This window comes from Bradyrhizobium embrapense, from assembly GCF_001189235.2.
Lineage (GTDB): Bacteria > Pseudomonadota > Alphaproteobacteria > Rhizobiales > Xanthobacteraceae > Bradyrhizobium > Bradyrhizobium embrapense.
The window spans coordinates 339,500-357,589 of record NZ_LFIP02000006.1; the positions used below are offsets into that span (position 1 = coordinate 339,500).

Genomic DNA, 18,090 nt, shown 5'->3' on the forward strand with positions numbered 1-18,090 from the left:
AGCAGTGTTCGTGGAAAGTCCCGTACCCCCTCACCCGGATCACATCTACGATGTGATCCGACCTCTCCCCGCAAGCGGGGCGAGGTAGGAAAGGCCAGGGGACGAAACCAACTATGGCGATCACGCTCTCCGCATCCGATGCCCCCTCCCCGCCGCTGTCGGCGCGGCTGTCGCCGCCGCAGGTCTGGGGCATCGCGCTGCTTGCGCCCTATCTGCTCGTCTTCCTCGCCTTCGTGGTCTATCCGGTCGGCTACGGCCTGTGGCTGGCGCGCCATCCGGCGAGCTATGTCGCGCTCTACAACGACCCTATCTTCGCGCGCGCGGCGGTCAACACGCTGATCTTCCTGGTCATCGGCATCAACATCAAGATGCTGATCGCGCTGTTCCTGTCCGGCTTCTTCGCCCAGCAGCGGCCGTGGATCAGGTGGCTGTCGGTCATCTTCATCCTGCCCTGGGCGGTGCCGTCGATCCCGACCATCCTCTCGGTGCGCTTCATGCTCAATCCGGAGTGGGGCGTGGTCAACCAGCTGATCTTCAAGTTCACCGGCGACGACGGCCCGAACTGGCTGAACGATCCGGCGGTCGCGCTGGCGATGGCGATCGGTGTGCACATCTGGAAGTCGCTGCCGTTCTGGACGCTGATCCTTTTGACCGGACGGCTCGCGATCCCGCACGATCTGTACGAGGCATCCGACGTCGACGGCGCCAATTGGTGGCAGAAATTCCGCTACATCACCTGGCCGTCGATGCAGACGCTCTACATCACCTGCACGCTGCTCTCGATGATCTGGACGCTGGGCGACTTCAACAGCGTCTACCTGCTCACCGGCGGCGGCCCCGCCGACCTCACCCACGTGCTGTCGACGCTGGGCATCCGCTATCTCAGGCTCGACCAGCTGTCGCTGGCGATGGCCTCGATCATCTGCGCGATGCCGTTCGTGCTGCCGCTGGTCTATTACATGATGAAACGGTTGTCGCGATGAAGCTGCCCACTCTCCGCGACGTCGGCACCGATGCCAAGCTGCTCTTGATCGGCATCCCGGTCTTCATCTGGACCATGATCCCGATCTACCACATGTTCGTGTTCGCGATCTCGCCGAAGGAGGACGCGTTCACCGGCAAGCTATGGCCGACGCATCCGACGCTACATAATTTCTCGATCGTGTTCCACCAGCAGCATTACTTCCTGCGCGACTTCTGGATCCAGTTCTGGAATTCGACCGTGATCGCGCTGGCGGTCGGCGCGCTGACGCTGTTCGTCGCCACCGCCGCCGCATTCTCGATCTCGCGGCTGCGGGTGCCGGGCGGCCGCGCGGTGATGAACATGGCGCTGTTCACCTATTTCATCCCGGCGGCGTTCCTCGCCGTGCCGATGTACCGCACCATGGGCACCTATGGCCTCTTGAACAATCACTGGTCGCTGATCCTCGCGATGGTCACGATCGCCGCGCCCTACGCGATCTGGGTGCTGAAGCAGGCTTCCGACAAACTGCCGGTCGAGCTGGATGAAGCCGCGACGATGGACGGCGCCACCACGCTGCAGCTGTTCCGCCTGGTCTATGTACCGCTGATGATGCCCTCGCTGGTCGCGGTCGGGACCTACGCGATTCTGCTTGCCTGGAACGAATATCTCTACGCGTTCCTGTTGCTGTCGAAGGACACCGACATCACGCTGCCGGTCGCGCTCGGCAATTTCCTCGCCGCCGACGATTCGCCGTGGGAGCTGTTGATGACCACCGGCTTCATCTACGCGCTGCCGCCGGCCGCGGTCTACTACGCCTTCAAGCGCTACATGGTCGGCGGGCTGACCGCCGGCGCCGTCAAGTCGTGATCTCCATCGTTACCCCGTCATTGCGAGCGAAGCGAAGCAATCCATATCGCCGCGAGCGGAGAAATGGATTGCTTCGTCGCTATCGCTCCTCGCAATGACGGCCGAGGCAAAATTATGACGCAGCAAGACTAAAGCGGCGCGGCGCTCTCGCCGCGCGCGCTCGACAGTTTCGAGGCGAACGAGGCGACCACGATGATGACGGCGATCAGCGCGATGACCAGCGTGCAGATCGCGTTGATCTCGGGCTTCACGCCGAGCCGCACTTCCGAATAGATCCGGATCGGCAGCGTCGCCGAGCCAGGCCCGGTGGTGAAGCTCGCGATCACGACGTCGTCGAGCGACAGCGTGAAGGCCAGCATCCAGCCCGCCACGATCGCCGGCACGATCAGCGGCAGCGTCACCAGCAGGAACGCGCGCACCGGATCGCAGCCGAGGTCCATCGCGGCTTCCTCCAGGCTGCGGTCGAGCGTGGCGAGGCGCGACTGCACCACCACGGTGACGAAGCACATCGTCAGCGTGGTGTGCGCGATCGTCACCGTCCAGAAGCCGCGCTCGGCATTCAGCGCCACGAACAGCAGGAGCAGCGACAGGCCGGAGATCACCTCCGGCATGACCAGCGGCGAATACAGCATGCCGGAGAACAGCGCCCGTCCCCGGAATCGCTCGCCGCGTGCCAGCCCCACCGCGGCCAGCGTGCCGAGCAAGGTCGCCAGCGTCGCCGACACCGCGGCAACCGACAGGCTCATCCACGCCGCATCCAGCATGGCGCGATCGCTGAAGAACTCGTGGTACCAGCGCAGCGACCAGCCGCCCCACACCGTCACCAGCCGCGAGGCGTTGAACGAGTAGATCACGAGGATCACGATCGGCAGATAGAGGAATGCCAGCCCGAGGGCCAGCGACGTCATGTTGAAGCGCGTGAGGCGGGTCGCGGCGTGCGCCATCAGCGGCCACCCTCAAGCTGGCGACGTTGCAGGCGGTCGTAGAGCACGAGCGGCGGCACCAGCAGCAGCAGCAATGCGACCGCCGCGGCTGACGCCACCGGCCAGTCCTTGTTGGTGAAGAACTCGAGCCACAGCGTCTGCCCGATCATCAGCGAATTGGAGCCGGCGAGCAGATCGGGGATCACGAATTCGCCGACGATCGGGATGAAGCAGAGCAGCGCGCCGGCGCCGACGCCCGGCAGCGACAGCGGAAACGTCACCAGCCAAAATGCCTGTCGCGGCGAGGAGCCGAGATCGCCGGCGGCCTCCAGGAGCGAGGCATCCATCTTCGAGAGCGTCGCATAGAGCGGCAGGATCATGAACGGCAGGTAGGAGTAGACGATGCCGAGATACATCGCGCTGTCGGTCGACAGCCAGACCACCGGCGTCGAGACGATGTGCAGCGCCAGCAGGATCCGGTTGAGCAGGCCGTCATGCTGCAGGATGTTGATCCAGGCATAGATCCGGATCAGGAACGAGGTCCAGAACGGCACGATCACCAGCATCATCGCCACGCCTTGCCAACGCTGCGGCAGCCGCGCCATGCCATAGGCGATGGGGTAGCCGATCAGGAGCAGGATCACGGTCGAAGTCACCGCGACGACGAGGCTGCGCAGATAGGACAGGATGTACAGATTGTCCTGCAGCAGCAGGCGGAAATTGTCGAACGACAATTGCGAAAACGCCAACGCCAGCGCCGCGCGTCCTTCGGCGAAATCGAACACCGGCGTATAGGGCGGCTGCGCGATCGCGGTCTGCGACAGGCTGATCTTCAGCACGAAGCCGAACGGCACCAGGAAGAACAGCACCATCCAGAGATAGGGCGCGATCGCGGCGAGCCGCGCCGGCCGGGCGAAGATGCGGCGCGCGCTCATTGCTCCAGTACCAGGCAGTCGTCGGCGGTGAACCATGCGACGACGCGCTGGCCGGCGAGATAGGCGTCGACGTCGAGCCGCGCGGTGTTGGCCATCGACGAGCGCACCATCGCGCCGGTCTCCAGCTTGACCCGGTAGCTGGTGACGCCGCCGAGATAGTTGACGTCGGTGACGACACCCGCCAGCCGGTTGATGGTCTGCGATAAGCCTGCATCCGAGGCCGGCGCACGGCGCGACAGCTTCACCTTCTCGGGCCGGATCGCGACGCTGACCAGCTCCTTGGTCACCGGCGGCCACAGCTCGCTGACCGCGAGCGGGCCGGCTTCCGCGGTCGAGACCGTCAGCCGTCCATTCTCGCGCGCGGCGACCTGGCCGTTGAACAGGTTGATGTCGCCGACGAACTCGGCGATCCAACGCGAGGCCGGCGCCTCGTAGAGATTGCGCGGGGTCGCGACCTGGACCAGACGGCCGGCATCCATCACCCCGATCCGGCCGGCCATCGTCATCGCCTCCTCCTGATCGTGGGTGACGATGATGAAGGTCATGCCGAGCCGGCGCTGCAGCTCCATGAGCTCGCCTTGCGTGCTCTCGCGCAACTTCTTGTCCAGCGCGGCCAGCGGCTCGTCGAGCAGCAGCACCTGCGGCCGGCGCGCCAGCGAGCGCGCCAGCGCGACGCGCTGCCGCTGGCCGCCGGAGAGCTGGTCCGGCTTGCGCTTCTCCAGCCCCTCGAGCTTGACCAGGGCCAGCATCTCCGCAACCCGGGTCGCGATATCCTTGCGCGCCATGCCGGCGCGCCTGAGGCCGAAGGCGATGTTGTCGCGCACCGACAGATGCGGGAACAGCGCGTAGTTCTGGAACATCATGTTGACGGGCCGCTCATGCGGCAGCACCTGGGCGATGTCGCTGCCGCCGAGCAGGATTCGGCCCTCGTCCGGGGTCTCGAAGCCGGCGAGCATACGCAGCAGCGTGGTCTTGCCGCAGCCGCTCGGGCCGAGCAGCGCGAAGAACTCGCCGGCGCGGATGTCGAGCGAGAGCTGGTCGACCGCGCGGAAATTGCCGAACGACTTGGCGACGCCCTCGATCCGCAGCAGCGGCATGTCCGAGACGGCCGGTTCAGGCAACGGCTTTGCCGCCTCCGCACTCGCTTCGCCCGATGTCACGTCAAGAAGCCCCGATTCCCCGCAAGGTCCGATGATGGCGGCAAACTAGCCGCGGATCGCCACCGGCTCAACCGCCTCACGAACATCTCCCGCAATATTGTCGGCCTCCGCGCCTCTGCTAGACTTCGCAGCCGAATTCGGGAGGACAACCGATGATTCAGGACCGCTATGGACTGCCGCTGACAACCGATTCGGACCGCGCCGCCGCGTATTATGTCGACGGCGTCGATCGGATGCTGGCGGCGTTGCACGGTGCGGATGCGGCGTTCGAGGCGGCGAGCGCCGCGGACCCCGATTTCGCGTTGGCTCATCTCGGCCGCGCCCGCGTGCACCAGCTCAACATGGAAGGCGCCGCAGCTCGCGCCAAGGCGGTCGATGCCCGGCGGCTGGCCGCGACGGCAAGCCCGCGCGAGCGCCAGCACATCGAGATCATCGCATCCGTGATCGAGGGCCAGGGCAAGAAGGCGATGACAGCAGCCGAACAGCATCTTGCCGAATATCCGCGCGATGCGCAGATCCTCTCGCTGCTGCTCGGCGCCTTCGGCCTCTATGCGTTCTCCGGACGCTCCGACCACGATGCGGCACGGCTTGCGATCTGCGAACGCCACATCAACGACTATGGCAACGACTGGTGGTTCCTCACCTATCTCGGCTGGTCCAAGACCGAGGCCGGCGAAGTCGTCGCGGGCCGCGCCGTCACCGAGCGCGGCTATGCGCTGAAGCCGGAGAACGCCGGCGCCGCGCACGCCGTGGCGCATGCGCTGTTCGAGCAGGGCGATGGGGCCGAAGGCCGCAGCTTCCTTTCAGCGTGGCTGCCCGCGAATGACCGGACGAGCTTCCTGCAGGGCCATCTCGCCTGGCACCTCGCCCTGATCGCGATCGAGGAAGGCGACGCCGACGCCGCGCTCGACATCTATGAGCAGCACATCAAGCCGGCGGGCCGGCCCTATCCGCCGCTCAACATCTATACCGACACGGCCTCGCTGCTGTGGCGGCTCACGGTTGCCGGCAAGACCGGTTTGGAGTCGCATTGGAAGGACGTTGCCGCCTATGGCGACGGCTTTTTCCCGAGGGCCGGTGCGCATTTCGCCGACGTGCACCACGCACTGGTCGCGGCCACGACGAACAACGATGCGCTGGAGACGCGGCTCGCCGAAATGACGGCGCGCGATGCCGACGGCAAACTGGCGCCCGGCCCTGCCGCGATCGGGCTCGGCCGGGGAATCGCGGCCTTCGCGGCCGGCGACCATGAGGGCGCCGTGCGCATCCTGGCGCCGCTGATGCCCGAGCTGGTACGGATCGGCGGCAGCCACGCGCAACGCGAATTGTGGGAGGACACTTTCATCGTCGCGTGCCTGCGCGCCGGCCAGGGCCGGCAGGCAACGAGCCTGATCTCGGAGCGGCTGCATCGCCGGCCGTCGAAGCGCGACCTCGCCTGGTCGCAGGAGGCGGCGCGGCAATAAAAGCTGTTGCGGCTGCTGACTGTCTCCCGGATTTCGCTGCGCTGCATCCGGGCTACGTTGTTGTGCCGCCCCGAGGGCTCTTCTCCTTCCCCCTGAAAGGGGGAAGGTCGGGATGGGGGTCTGCCGCAGACGACGGTGTTTGCGGAGAGATCAGATCCCCACCCGCTTTGCCCTTGTGAGCAAAGCGACCTCCCCTTTTCAAGGGGAGGTTTGAAAGCCGAAGCTCAATCCGGCTTCGCCATGAATGCGGCGAGCGCATCGCGATCGGCTTGCGGCATGGTCAGCCCGAGCTTGGAGCGGCGCCACAGCACGTCGTCGGGAAAGCGCGCCCATTCCTTGCGCATGAGGTAGCGCACCTCGGCGCCGGTCAGTTCCGGGCCGAAGGCCGGCCCGAGATCGGCCTTCGCCTTTGCCTCGCCCAGGATGTCCTTCACGTTCAACCCATAGGCGGCGACCAGCCGCCGCGCCGCGGCCTCGCCGAGGAAGCGCCAGCGGTCGCGGGCGATGTCGACCTCGGTCTCGAAGCGCTGCCAGGCGAATGCGCCGCCCGGCAGCGGCACGGTCGCGGTCCAGCGCGGCGTCATCGGATAGAACCGCGTGAATTCCGACACCGCCCGCTCGGCGCGGTGGCGGGACGTGGTGACATCGCCGCCGAAGATCGTGAGCAGCGGCGCCTTGCCGCGCCGATAATCGAGCAGTGCTGCGCCATCGCGCATGTGCCGGCGTGCGGGCGCAATGACGGAATTGGCGCCGGAGATCGTTCGCAGCACATCGGCGGGCGTGATCTGCTCGCGAAAATAGCGATTGGCTGCGTCGCAGAGATAGGCCACCTCGCGCACACTCATCGCGACAATCGCGGGATCGCCCTTGAAAGCATGACCGACGCTGCCGATCAGGGTGCAGTCTTGCGCGTAGGGACTGGCAAAGATCAGTTGTCCGTCGGCGTGCTGGAACGCATAGACATAGTCGCAGTCGAACAGGCGGCGCACCACGATCTGGCTGATCTGAACGGTCGCAAGCCGCGGCGCCGGCACGCGCAGCACGGTCTCGGCGACAGAGCCGGTCCATGCACCCGTCGCGTTGACCAGCGACCGCGCCGTGATCACCCGGCGATAGCCGCGGTCGATCGCAACCAGCCGCCAGGTCTCGCCGCGCTCGGCCCGGGTCACGCGCGCGCCGGTGCGGATGTCGGCGCCGCGCGCCGCGGCATCGACGGCGTTGAGCACGACGAGCCGGGAATCGTCGACGACGCAGTCGGCATATTCGAACGCGGTTCCGAACGGCCGCTTCAGCGCGTTGCCGACCGGATGGTGGGTGACATCCAGCGTCGCCGAGCGCGGCAGGCCGCTGCGCGAGGCGAGATGCTCGTAGAGCAGCAGCAACGACCGCAATTGCCAGGGCGGCCGCTCCTCGGCATGAACAGGTATCGCAAACCGCGCCGGCCGCACCAGATGCGGCGCGATGCGCAGCAACACATCGCGTTCCCTGAGCGCCCTGCGGACGCGGAAGAACTCGCGCCGTTCCAGCCCGGCCAGATCGCCGTGGACCAGCCGCGGCGAGGCCTGTGACGCGCCGCAGCCGAGATCGGCCTGTTCCAGCAGGATCACGCGCAGGCCGCGGCCGGCCGCATCACGCGCAATGCTCGTGCCGTTCAGGCCGCCGCCGATGATCGCGAGATCGTAATCCGCCATGCGCAACGCCTATCGCACTTCAATGCGAACGAAATACGTGTTCGCACGAAAAATGCGTCAAGGCGTGTCGCTTGACGACACGATGCCCGGGTGAAGCGGTCTCACGGCATCCCCCGCCTCTCTCGCTTGCGGCGACGAGCGTACGCTTGCACGATTTCGGAATATTAGAATAATGCGCCTGAGTTGCCCGACGTGTCAAGTCGCTTGCTGCAACGCCGACCGCCACCGGCTACTGTGCATGGGGTTGTTTTCGATATTTTGCCGGCGCTAGCCCGCACCGGCCGCGGCGAAGAAGCCTTCGGGGCCATCGACCTCGATCAGCTTCTTGCCCTCGATCACCCAGAACCGGTTGGCGACCGCGCGCACGAACTGGCGGTCGTGCGATACCAGGAGGCAGCTGGCCTGCTGCTCCATCAGTTCCTCCTCCAGCGTTTCCTGGCCCTCGATGTCGAGATGGTTGGTCGGCTCGTCGAGCAGATAGAAGTTCGGCTGGGTGAGCCGCAGCACCAGCATGCCGAGGCGGGCCCTCTGCCCGCCCGACAGCCGCCTGATCGGACGGCCCTGCATCTCGATCGAGAGGCCCGTGCCGGCGAGCAGGCCGCGCGCACGCTGGTCGCCGACCGCAAAGCGCCGCGTCAGCATCCGCATCGGCGTGTCGCTGTCGGCGAGATCGACCAGCGCCTGGTCGCAATAGCCAAGCACCAATGACTCGGTGGCCCGGATCTCGGCTGCTGCGGCTTCGGTGCTTTCGATCGCCAGCCGCAGCGCCGTGACGAACCGGGTCTTGCCGGCGCCGTTCGGCCCGAGCAGCGCGATCCGGTCGCCCTTGCAGACGAACTGCTGGCCGGTCCTGAACAACGGCCTGCCGTCCGGCGTGGCGATCGCGGCGTTGTTCAGCCTGATCAGGACCTTCGCATGGGTGTCGCGGTTGGCGAGCCGGATCGTGCCGGCCGAGCGCTCGACATGCGCCGGCTTCGCGGTCGCCTCGAGCTTCTCGGCGCGCTGCTTGAGCTGCCTGGTCTTCGACAGCAGAAGGTCGCTGCCGGAATTGATGCCGAGATTGTTGAGCTTGGCGGCCTGCTGCCGCAGCTGGCGAACCGCCTTCATGTCGCGCTGATAGCGCCGCTCGTCCGAGGCATCGAACTCGTCGAGCGCCGCGCGCGCCGCGGTGTAGGGCAACGCGAACAGCTGCGCGCGTTCCGGGCGCAGGAACAGCGTCCGGTTGGTGGTCGCATCGAGGAAGGCGCGGTCGTGGCTTGCGATCACCACCGGCATCTCGCGCGGCAGCGCGTTCAGCCAGCCCTCGAGCCGGCCGATCTTGGCGAGGTCGAGATGGTTGGTCGGCTCGTCCAGCAGCAGCACGTCGGGCTCGGTCACCAGCACACGGGCGAGCAGCGCAAGCCGCAGCCAGCCGCCGCTCAATTGCTTGAGCGGTCGCGCCCACAGCTCGTCGGGCACGTCGAGCGATTGCAGGGCGACGTCGACCCGCCAGCTCTCGCCGGCGCGTTGCTCGGCCGGAAGCGCGGCGAGCACGGCGGCATGGAACGGCGTATCCATGAGGCCCTGCGGCGCATCCTGCTCGACATGGCCGACGGTCAGGCCGCGCGCGCGGGTGATGTCGCCTTCGTTGGGCTCCATGCTGCCTGCGATACAGCGCAGCAGCGTGGACTTGCCGCGGCCGTTAGCGGCGACGAGGCCGATCCGGTCGCCGGCATTGACGACAAAGTTCAGGTCGGAAAACAGCGGCGCGTTCAGCGTCACGCCGAGATTGCGGACATTGATGAGGGTCACGATCGATTCTCTGGTCTTGCCGGCGATCACGACGACATCGAGAGGCGTCCAGCCATCATCGGATGTGCGTGTCGAAGCGCGGCGAGGGATTTGAGTGCAGGCGCGAACGTTCAAGCGCTCGGCGCGGCACGGCCACGAAGGGCAGACCAGGAAGAGATTTTATCCGAGTTTCCGGTCAGCCCTGCAAACGCATCTGCAGGGCGTTGACGGGGCCACGCTTGAGGTGGGGATCGTTGAATCTCGCCACGACGCAGCCCTCCTTTCTCGGCACGAAATGATGTGGTGGCTCGACGGTAACCGGACATACCGCGGATGGCAAGCAGCGCCGGCCGGACCAGTCCGGCGGTTCAGGCCGATTTAACCGGCCCTGCGCACGGTTTCGGCAAGCAGGTCGCCGTCGACCAGCGCGGCAAATTGACCGATCGGGGCTGGGCGGCCGATCAGATAGCCCTGCACCGCGTCGCAGCCCTCTTCCGAGAGGAAACCGAGCTGCGCCTCGGTCTCGACGCCTTCGGCGACGATCGACATCTCGAGGCCGTGGCCGAGATCGATAACCGCGCGGACGATCGCGGCCGATTGCGGATTGCGGCCGAGATTGATGACGAAGGCGCGGTCGATCTTGATCTTGTCGAACGGAAACGCCTGCAGGTAGCTCAGCGAGGAATAGCCGCTGCCGAAATCGTCCATCGAGATGCGGACCCCGAGCGCCTTCAGCCGCCGCAGCAGCGACAGGCCGCGGTCGAAATCCTCGATCAGCACGCCTTCGGTGATTTCGAGCTCGAGCCGGTCGGGCGTCAGCCCGGTCTCGAGCAGGATCGAATGCACGAGCCCGACGAGGTCACCATGGGTGAACTGCGCCGGCGACAGGTTCACCGCGACCTGCATCGGCACCGCCCAGGAGGCCGCCTCCCGGCAGGCTTCGCGCAAGATCCATTCGCCCATCTCGACGATCAGGCCGCTTTCTTCCGCGAGCGGAATGAAGTCACTGGGCGGCACGAAGCCGCGCACCGGATGGTGCCAGCGCGCCAGCGCCTCGAAACCGATGATCCGGCTGGCCGCAACGCTCGCGCCGGTGGCCGCCTGCGGCTGATAGTAGAGCGACAATTCGCCGTTCTTGATCGCGACCGACAGCTCCTGATGCAGCACGCGGCGATCGCGGATCTGCTGGTCCATCTCCGGCTCGAAGATCGAGATGGTGCCGCGCGACTTCGCCTTGGCGCGGAACAGCGCCGCGCCGGAGTTGGCCAGCAGCGAGGCCGCGTCGGATCCGTTGTGCGGGAACACCGCGATCCCGGCGGTCAGGCCGGTGCGTACCGATTTGCCGTCGATCAGGAAGTCCTGCCCGAGCGCCTCGGCGGCCTGCTCGGCCAGCGCAATGCCGGCAGCCGGCTGCTGGCCGTCGATGATGAGGCCGAATTCGTCGCCGGACAGCCGCGCGACCACGCCGCCGCGCGCCACGGTCTGTAAGCGCTGCGCGACTTCGATCAGCACCTTGTCGCCCATCGCATGGCCGTAGACGTCATTGATCTCCTTCAACCCGTCGAGGTCGACGCAGAGCACCGCGAACTCCTCGTCGGTGCCGTCGCAGGCCTCGATCATCTGGGTCAGCGCCTGCAGGAACGCGGCGCGGTTCGGCAGGTCGGTCAGGCCGTCATGATAGGCCATGTGCGCCATGCGCGACTCGGTCTGGCGCCGGTCGGTGACGTCCTCATGGGTCTTGATCAGATATTGCGGCTCGCCATGATCGTCGGGCACGGTCATGCGGCGGGTCAGGAACAGCCGCAGGCCGTCCTTGGTCGAGATCGGGTGCTCCTCGGCGATCATGCTGCGCTTGCGGATCGCAGCCTCGTCGCGAGCGACGATCAGCTTGGCTTCCCGCTCGTTGAAGATGTCGGACGCGGTGAGACCGGCGGCGTCCTCGCGGCGGCGGTTGAGGATCGTCTCGGCGCTGCGGTTGGCCAGCAGATAGCGGCCGTCGCTGACGCGCTGCACGATCAGCGAGACCGGGATGTTGTCGACCACGAGCTCGAGGAATTTCTTGTTGTTCTCGAGCTCGCGCGACAGCGAACGGCGGTCGGTGACGTCCTCGAACAGCGCGATCAGGAATTCCGGATCGCCGGCCTCGTTGCGGGCGATCACGCGGTTCGATGCCAGGATGCGCCTCTCCAAACCCCGTTCGACGAAGAATTCGCTGCGGTGATAGCCTTCGGGCGCGTCCAGCGCCGCGCGGTCGGCGGTGTCGATGCTGACCGCGGTCTCGGGACGGAAGATCTCGTCGGCGCGCTTGCCCACGATGTGATCGCGCGAGAAGCGCGAGAAGCGCTCGAACGCGCGGTTGGCGAAGATGTAGCGGCCGTCCTCGATGTTCTTGGCGGCGACGCAGACCGGGACATTGTCGAGCACGGATTCGAGGAATTGCGTGGTCGAGGCGAGCTTGCGCGACAGCTTGCGCTGGTCGGTGCAATCGAGATGGGTCGCGACCGAGCCGCCGTTCGGCAATGGAAAATATTTCACCAGCACCGACCGGCCGCCGGGCAGTTCGGTGACCAGCCCATCGGGCGCGGCGGCCCTGGCGAAGAAATCCTCGGCGCTGATGTCGAGCACGCCGCGGTCGCGGCGCAGCTCCAGCAGCTCGGTGCCGGTCATGTTGCGCCTGATGTCGGCGCGCGACAGGCCGTAGATGTCGAGATAGCGGTCGTTGCAGAACACAATGCGCTCGCGCGCGTCGGTCATCACCACGCCCTGGTTCAGATGGTTGAGGGCGGACGACACGAAGGCGTTGCGGCGCAGTTGCGCGCGCTTGGCCTTGCGCAGCGCCGAGAGGATCCACAGCCCGACCGCGCCGAAAAAGGACGCGACCACCACGCTGCCGATCAGGAGCTCCCAGACCACGCCGGGATCGAGGCTGCCGAGATAGGTCGACGGCGCGAACGCGCCGGTGCCGGCCTGGGCTGCGCCGTAGGGCGCGACGGCAGCGATCAGGCAAAGCGCGGCGCTTGCCGGAATCGAATTCTTCCTGCCCGCCTGCCACTTCCTGCCAGCCATTGATCACCCGCGGATTTCTCGGGCGAGTGTCCGGCTCGGGCGGTTTGGATCGGGTAAACGCGTACGGATGCAACCGGGAAACGTGACTTAATTTATGGCAATTGCCCTGACATGATTAATGCTGCACTAACAGAGCATGGCTCCCCAACTATTCGAGATGGCCGAAACACTTGCCCAATAAGCACTTGCCCAAGGCGATCGGATCGGCTGAACGATGTTGGCGTGGCCGCGCGGAAATTTTCGGACCTGAAGGACGAGATGGACAGGGTTGATTGCGTGATCGTCGGCGCGGGGGTGATCGGCCTCGCCGTGGCGCGCCGGCTGGCACAGGCCGGCCGCGAAGTGATTGTGCTCGAGGAGGCCGAAGGAATCGGCACCGTGACCTCGTCGCGCAACAGCGAGGTGATCCATGCCGGGATCTACTACCGGGCCGGCAGCCTGATGGCGCGGATGTGCGTCAGCGGCAAGCGGGCGCTCTACAGTTACTGCGCCGAGCACGGCATCCCGCACAAGAATTGCGGCAAGCTGATCGTCGCCACCACGCCCGCCGAGACGGAAAAACTGCAGTCGATCCGGGCTCATGCCGAGGCCAACGGCGTCGACGACATGCAGCTCCTGTCGGCCGAGGCGGCGCGCGCGCTGGAGCCGGCCCTGAACTGCGACGCGGCGCTGCTGTCGCCCTCCACCGGGATCATCGACAGCCATGCCTACATGCTGGCGCTGCGCGGCGACGCCGAGGAAGCCGGAGCGGCATTCGCCTTCCATACGCCGCTGCTCCACGCCAGGGTCACCGCCAACGGCTTCGAGGTCGAGGCCGGCGGCGCGGCGCCGATGACGCTGGCCTGCGATCTGCTGGTCAATGCCGCGGGCCTTGGCGCCACGGCGGTCGCGCGCAGCGTCGAGGGCATGCCGATCGCGTTGATTCCAACGGCCTATCTGGCCAAGGGCAATTACTTCAGCTGCAGCGCCAAGGCGCCGTTCTCGCACCTGATCTATCCGGTGCCGGAGCCCGGCGGCCTTGGCGTGCACCTGACGCTCGACATGGCCGGACAGGCGAGGTTCGGCCCCGACGTCGAATGGATCGATCACATCGATTACGCCGTCGACCCGGCGAGGGCCGAGCGGTTCTATCCGGCGATCCGCAAATACTGGCCGACCCTGCCGGACGGAGCGCTGATGCCGAGCTATTCGGGAATCCGGCCCAAGATCGTGCCGCCGGCGGTCGCCACCCAGGATTTCCTGATCCAGGGGCCGGCCGATCACGGCGTCGCCGGCCTGATCAACCTGTTTGGGATCGAGTCGCCCGGACTGACGTCGTCGCTCGCGGTCGCTGACTGCGTCGGCGAGCTGGCGAAGCTCTGAGCAAATGCAGCATGACCGCCCGAGGGATGCGCGCGGCGGCGTTCATCCCTCGGTGAAAGGCCAGGTTATTCGCGAATTTACAGGGGGACCAGTTTAGTGGACCGTGTCGTCGGCGGAAAGTCTCAACCGCTCGATTTGATCCTTGACCATCAGCTTGCGGCGCTTCAGCTCGCAAATGTGGAGATCGTCTACAGAAGGGTGAACGAGCGCTTCATGCAGTTCGTTCTCGAGTATTTTGTGTTTGCGCTCCAGCTCAACGAGATGGGCCTGTATTGCCATTGCGAACTCTCCTCGGTGCGTTAAACCTCAGGTTCGATCCGGACCAACAAGTGTACACGAGTGGACGGTGCTGTCGATAGGGGACGCGAAATGCCGCACGCACGCGTTTCCGTTTATCTGTAACCAATCGTGACTATGGAACCGGTTCGGCTTGCGCCGCGCGCGCGCAGGGAGGATATTCCGGCGAGCGGCCGCTTCGGTCGCAACAATCTCATCGTGCTTACCAGTCAATACACAACCATGAACGATCAGGATGAGCGCGAACTCCTCGCCGAGCTTGCGCGTCTGCAACAAGAGCACCGCGACCTCGATGCCGCGATCGACGCGCTGCATCAGTCGCCGGCGCCGGATCTCCTGATGCTGCAACGCTTGAAGAAGCGGAAGCTGCAATTGCGCGACCGCATCGCCTTCATCGAAGATCAGATCACGCCCGACATCATCGCCTGAGGCGCTGTCGCTGCGGTTCGGCGGTCGGCGGGTTCGGAGCGCCGACGGCGGTTTTCCCCGTCATCCACAGCGCCTCACGGCTTCACGTTCGCGGCAACGGCGCGGGCGCGCTTTTCGGCGCTTGACTCAACGAGAACAAAATAAGAACATGCCAATCCAGCCGCCAGCCATCAGAGGGAGTTTCGCCATGTCCGCACCGCCTTCCTTGCCCGACAACAGCCGTTACGAGAAGGCTTGCGACCAGGCGATCGCGATGTGCGACGGCAACCTGCGCAGCACCATCAAGGCGCTGATCATGGCCAACGAGTATCTGGAAGCCGAGCTCGAAGAATTGCAGGCCGCGATCGCGGCAGGCTGCGTGCCGGCGCGAACCCATGCGGCCAGTGACGCCGCCTGATCCTTGACCTGATCTTTGCGGAGCACAGCAATGGCTGACGTGACCTACTACGTGGCGCTGCCCTTCATGCAGGACGACGACGGTACGCCTGTCGCCGGCAGTGCCGAAGAATGCCAGAGCTCGTCGATCGCGCTGCGCCGGGCGGAAACGATGTCGCGGATGCCCGGCAGCATCGGCGCCGTCGCGTTCAGCCGCACCGGCGATCCCGCAATCGGCGAATTCGGCGATGCCAAGCTGCTGCGCGCCTACGGCAACGTGCCGGAGGATCTGAGCGCGCTATAGGCCTTGCTAGCGGCTGGATTCATGCCGCCGCTGCGCCTTGCGCACATACATCGCACGGTCGGCCTCATCGAGAACGCGATCGGCATCCGAATGCGCGGTGAGGATCGCAACGCCCGCGGAGGCGCCCGCGGTGACCCGGCTACCACGGAACACGAAGGTCAGACGATCGATCACCTCTTCCAGCGCAGCCGCCTTGGCGCGGGCATCGGTCTCGCTGAGATTCCACAGCAGCACCGCGAACTCGTCGCCACCGAGACGGCCGATCACGTCGGACGCGCGCACCTCGTCCGATATCGCGGCGACGATGGTCTTCAGCACCTCGTCACCTGCCGCGTGCCCGAAGGCATCGTTGATCGGCTTGAGGCGATCGACGTCGAGCACGATCAGCGCGCCGGAGGCCTGATAGCGCTTGATGAAGGAGAGCGAACGGACGAGCTCGCGCTCGAAGCCGCGCCGGTTCAGGATGTCGAGCAGGAAGTCGGTCTCGGCGGAGGCCTGCAGCTCCTCGATCCGGGCCTGGGCCCGCGCCAGTTGCGCCCGCAACCTGCGGATCGTGGATTTGTCGCCGGAAGCGACCGCGCCTCGCGTGGAGGCTTTGGTTCCAGCCCCTTTGGTTCCAGTCCCCTTTGTTGCCGTCCTGCCGGATGCGGATTTGCGCGCGGCAGGCGCGCCTTTTCGTCGTTTTGCCGCCCCGGAGGCAGCCGCCGTCGTCTTCTTCTTCATGCGCATCCTTGTTGAGGCCTGCTTATGAAGGCTTGCCGGGATTCACCAAGACAGGATAGTCCATTCTAACTCCCTTGCCACCGCCTTGGATGAGAACCGGGCCGCCCCTATAATCGGCCTATGCATTTGGATTCCTGCATAGAATTGAAGAGATGACCGCTCCGATCGCCATCATCATGGGAAGCCAGTCCGACTGGGAGACCATGCGCCATGCCGCCGAGACCCTGGCCGCGCTGGGCGTTGCCTGCGAAACGCGCATCGTTTCGGCGCACCGCACCCCCGATCGGCTCTATGCCTTTGCCAAGGGCGCCAGGGCGGCCGGCCACAAGGTGATCATTGCCGGCGCCGGCGGCGCCGCGCATCTGCCGGGCATGACGGCCGCGCTGACCGAGCTTCCGGTGTTCGGGGTTCCCGTCGAGTCGAAGGCGCTGTCCGGCGTCGATTCGCTGTACTCGATCGTGCAGATGCCGGCCGGCATCCCGGTCGGGACGCTGGCGATCGGCAAGGCCGGCGCGATCAATGCCGCGTTGCTCGCGGCGAGCGTGCTCGCGCTCAACGATCCTGCCTTGTCGGCCCGCCTTGCGGCCTGGCGCAAGCAGCAGACCGATGCGGTCAAGGACCATCCGGAGGGCGCGGCGTGACGGCTTCGAACCTCGTGAAGCTGAAGCCGGGCGACACCATCGGAATCCTCGGCGGCGGACAATTGGGCCGGATGCTGGCGATGTCCGCGGCGCGCCTCGGGCTGCGCTGCCAGGTGTTTTCACCGGATCCGGACTCGCCGGCATTCGATGTGGTGCAGAACGCGACCTGCGCGGAATATGCCGACGTCGAGGCGCTCGAACTGTTCGCCAACGACGTCGACGTCGTCACCTATGAATTCGAGAATGTCCCGGCCGCGACCGCAATGGTGCTCGCCGCGCGCCGCCCGGTGCTGCCCGCCTACAAGATCCTCGAGACCACGCAGGACCGGCTGATCGAGAAGGATTTCGTTAGCAAGCTCGGAATCGGCACCGCCGATTATGCCGACGTCTCCTCGGTCGCCACGCTGCGCACGGCAATCGAGCGGATCGGGCTGCCTGCCGTGATCAAGACCCGCCGCTTCGGCTATGACGGCAAGGGACAGGCCATCATCCGCGCCGGCGACGACCTCGAGCAGGTCTGGCAGGACCTCGGCACCAAGTCGGCCATCCTCGAGGCCTTCGTGCCGTTCGAGCGCGAGATCTCGGTGATCGCGGCGCGCTCCGCGTCCGGCGAGGTCGAGTGCTTCGACGTCACCGAGAACGAGCACCGCGACCATATTCTGAAAACTTCGCGCGCGCCGGCAGCGATCCCCGACGAGCTTGCGGCGCAGGCGCGGGCGATCGCCGAAAAAATTGCTGCGGCGCTCGACTATGTCGGCGTGCTCGCGGTGGAGATGTTCGTGGTGCCCGGTAACGGCGCAGCGACGGTGCTGGTCAACGAGATCGCGCCGCGCGTTCATAACTCCGGCCACTGGACGCTCGACGGCGCCTCGATCTCGCAATTCGAGCAGCACATCCGTGCGATCGCCGGCTGGCCGCTCGGCAAGCCGGTGCGCCACGGCGAGGTCACCATGACCAACCTGATCGGCGACGACATCCTGAGCTACGAGCAGTGGCTCACCGTTCCCGGCGCCACCGTGCACCTGTACGGCAAGGGCACGCCGCGCCCCGGCCGCAAGATGGGGCACGTCACCGAAGTGACGCCGGCCCGCAAGCCGTAATTCCAGATCGGCGGCCGCGG

At 66.1% G+C, this 18,090-nt stretch carries 17 protein-coding genes; 9 read left to right on the top strand and 8 right to left on the bottom strand.

Annotated features, from left to right (window positions below; all coding sequences use genetic code 11):
* Positions 1-113: 113 nt before the first annotated feature.
* Together AKN83_RS27065 and AKN83_RS27070 are read left to right on the top strand one after the other, a co-directional pair.
* Positions 114-983 (top strand): carbohydrate ABC transporter permease, encoded by an 870-nt coding sequence (locus AKN83_RS27065; RefSeq protein ID WP_050404355.1) that lies wholly within the window; start codon positions 114-116, stop codon positions 981-983.
* The gene (locus AKN83_RS27070) at positions 980-1,831 is read left to right on the top strand and encodes a carbohydrate ABC transporter permease (protein ID WP_063695534.1); all 852 of its coding nucleotides are present in this window, start codon (positions 980-982) and stop codon (positions 1,829-1,831) included. Before AKN83_RS27065 ends, AKN83_RS27070 begins: the two co-directional genes overlap by 4 nt.
* A 128-nt stretch (positions 1,832-1,959) precedes the next feature.
* Here AKN83_RS27070 and AKN83_RS27075 read toward each other — a convergent pair whose 3' ends face one another.
* The 3 genes from AKN83_RS27075 to AKN83_RS27085 are packed head-to-tail and all read right to left on the bottom strand — an operon-like array spanning position 1,960 to position 4,786.
* Positions 1,960-2,775 carry an ABC transporter permease gene (locus AKN83_RS27075; RefSeq protein WP_050400841.1) on the bottom strand — a complete coding sequence of 272 codons (816 nt, stop codon included), beginning with the start codon at positions 2,773-2,775 and terminating at the stop codon, positions 1,960-1,962.
* Positions 2,775-3,689, bottom strand: coding sequence for an ABC transporter permease (locus tag AKN83_RS27080; protein ID WP_050400842.1), 915 nt, complete (start codon positions 3,687-3,689; stop codon positions 2,775-2,777). The genes AKN83_RS27075 and AKN83_RS27080 overlap by 1 nt, the downstream gene beginning before the upstream one ends.
* Positions 3,686-4,786, bottom strand: coding sequence for an ABC transporter ATP-binding protein (locus AKN83_RS27085; protein WP_244522117.1), 1,101 nt, complete (start codon positions 4,784-4,786; stop codon positions 3,686-3,688). Before AKN83_RS27085 ends, AKN83_RS27080 begins: the two co-directional genes overlap by 4 nt.
* A gap of 296 nt (positions 4,787-5,082) precedes the next feature.
* On the opposite strand from AKN83_RS27085, the gene AKN83_RS27090 reads away from it, so the two are divergent.
* A complete protein-coding gene (locus AKN83_RS27090; protein WP_083992256.1) occupies positions 5,083-6,312 on the top strand; it encodes a tetratricopeptide repeat protein in 1,230 nt (409 codons plus the stop codon).
* A gap of 224 nt (positions 6,313-6,536) precedes the next feature.
* On the opposite strand, the gene AKN83_RS27095 is transcribed toward AKN83_RS27090, so the two are convergent.
* The 3 genes from AKN83_RS27095 to AKN83_RS27105 form a co-directional block, all read right to left on the bottom strand.
* Positions 6,537-8,003: a glycerol-3-phosphate dehydrogenase gene (locus AKN83_RS27095; protein WP_063695535.1), complete on the bottom strand. Its 1,467-nt coding sequence runs from the start codon at positions 8,001-8,003 to the stop codon at positions 6,537-6,539.
* A 267-nt stretch (positions 8,004-8,270) separates the two neighbouring features.
* Positions 8,271-9,794, bottom strand: a complete 1,524-nt coding sequence (locus AKN83_RS27100) for an ABC-F family ATP-binding cassette domain-containing protein (RefSeq protein WP_050406425.1) — start codon at positions 9,792-9,794, stop codon at positions 8,271-8,273.
* Positions 9,795-10,151: 357 nt separating this feature from the next.
* Positions 10,152-12,839 carry a sensor domain-containing protein gene (locus AKN83_RS27105; RefSeq protein ID WP_063695536.1) on the bottom strand — a complete coding sequence of 896 codons (2,688 nt, stop codon included), beginning with the start codon at positions 12,837-12,839 and terminating at the stop codon, positions 10,152-10,154.
* Positions 12,840-13,097: 258 nt separating this feature from the next.
* Between AKN83_RS27105 and AKN83_RS27110 the strand changes: the two genes are divergently transcribed.
* Positions 13,098-14,201 (top strand): NAD(P)/FAD-dependent oxidoreductase, encoded by a 1,104-nt coding sequence (locus AKN83_RS27110; protein WP_050401741.1) that lies wholly within the window; start codon positions 13,098-13,100, stop codon positions 14,199-14,201.
* Between the two features lie 93 nt (positions 14,202-14,294).
* Here AKN83_RS27110 and AKN83_RS38645 read toward each other — a convergent pair whose 3' ends face one another.
* Complete coding sequence (locus tag AKN83_RS38645) at positions 14,295-14,480, bottom strand: YdcH family protein (RefSeq protein WP_050422666.1); 186 nt, start codon at positions 14,478-14,480, stop codon at positions 14,295-14,297.
* Between the two features lie 240 nt (positions 14,481-14,720).
* Here AKN83_RS38645 and AKN83_RS27120 point away from each other — a divergent pair, with 240 nt between their 5' ends.
* The 3 genes from AKN83_RS27120 (at position 14,721) to AKN83_RS27130 (ending at position 15,606) form a co-directional block, all read left to right on the top strand.
* The gene (locus AKN83_RS27120; protein ID WP_024583705.1) at positions 14,721-14,927 is read left to right on the top strand and encodes a YdcH family protein; all 207 of its coding nucleotides are present in this window, start codon (positions 14,721-14,723) and stop codon (positions 14,925-14,927) included.
* 187 nt (positions 14,928-15,114) lie between these two features.
* Positions 15,115-15,324 carry a hypothetical protein gene (locus tag AKN83_RS27125; protein WP_050401735.1) on the top strand — a complete coding sequence of 70 codons (210 nt, stop codon included), beginning with the start codon at positions 15,115-15,117 and terminating at the stop codon, positions 15,322-15,324.
* A 30-nt stretch (positions 15,325-15,354) separates the two neighbouring features.
* Positions 15,355-15,606, top strand: a complete 252-nt coding sequence (locus AKN83_RS27130; RefSeq protein WP_050401736.1) for a hypothetical protein — start codon at positions 15,355-15,357, stop codon at positions 15,604-15,606.
* Positions 15,607-15,612: 6 nt separating this feature from the next.
* Here the strand turns inward: AKN83_RS27130 and AKN83_RS27135 are convergent, their stop codons facing one another.
* Positions 15,613-16,335 carry a GGDEF domain-containing protein gene (locus tag AKN83_RS27135; protein WP_050401737.1) on the bottom strand — a complete coding sequence of 241 codons (723 nt, stop codon included), beginning with the start codon at positions 16,333-16,335 and terminating at the stop codon, positions 15,613-15,615.
* Positions 16,336-16,481: 146 nt separating this feature from the next.
* Between AKN83_RS27135 and purE the strand changes: the two genes are divergently transcribed.
* The gene (purE, locus tag AKN83_RS27140; RefSeq protein ID WP_050401738.1) at positions 16,482-16,970 is read left to right on the top strand and encodes a 5-(carboxyamino)imidazole ribonucleotide mutase; all 489 of its coding nucleotides are present in this window, start codon (positions 16,482-16,484) and stop codon (positions 16,968-16,970) included.
* On the top strand, positions 16,967-18,070 hold the full coding sequence (locus AKN83_RS27145; protein ID WP_050401739.1) for a 5-(carboxyamino)imidazole ribonucleotide synthase: 1,104 nt from the start codon (positions 16,967-16,969) through the stop codon (positions 18,068-18,070). The genes purE and AKN83_RS27145 overlap by 4 nt, the downstream gene beginning before the upstream one ends.
* The last annotated feature ends 20 nt before the right edge of the window (positions 18,071-18,090 follow it).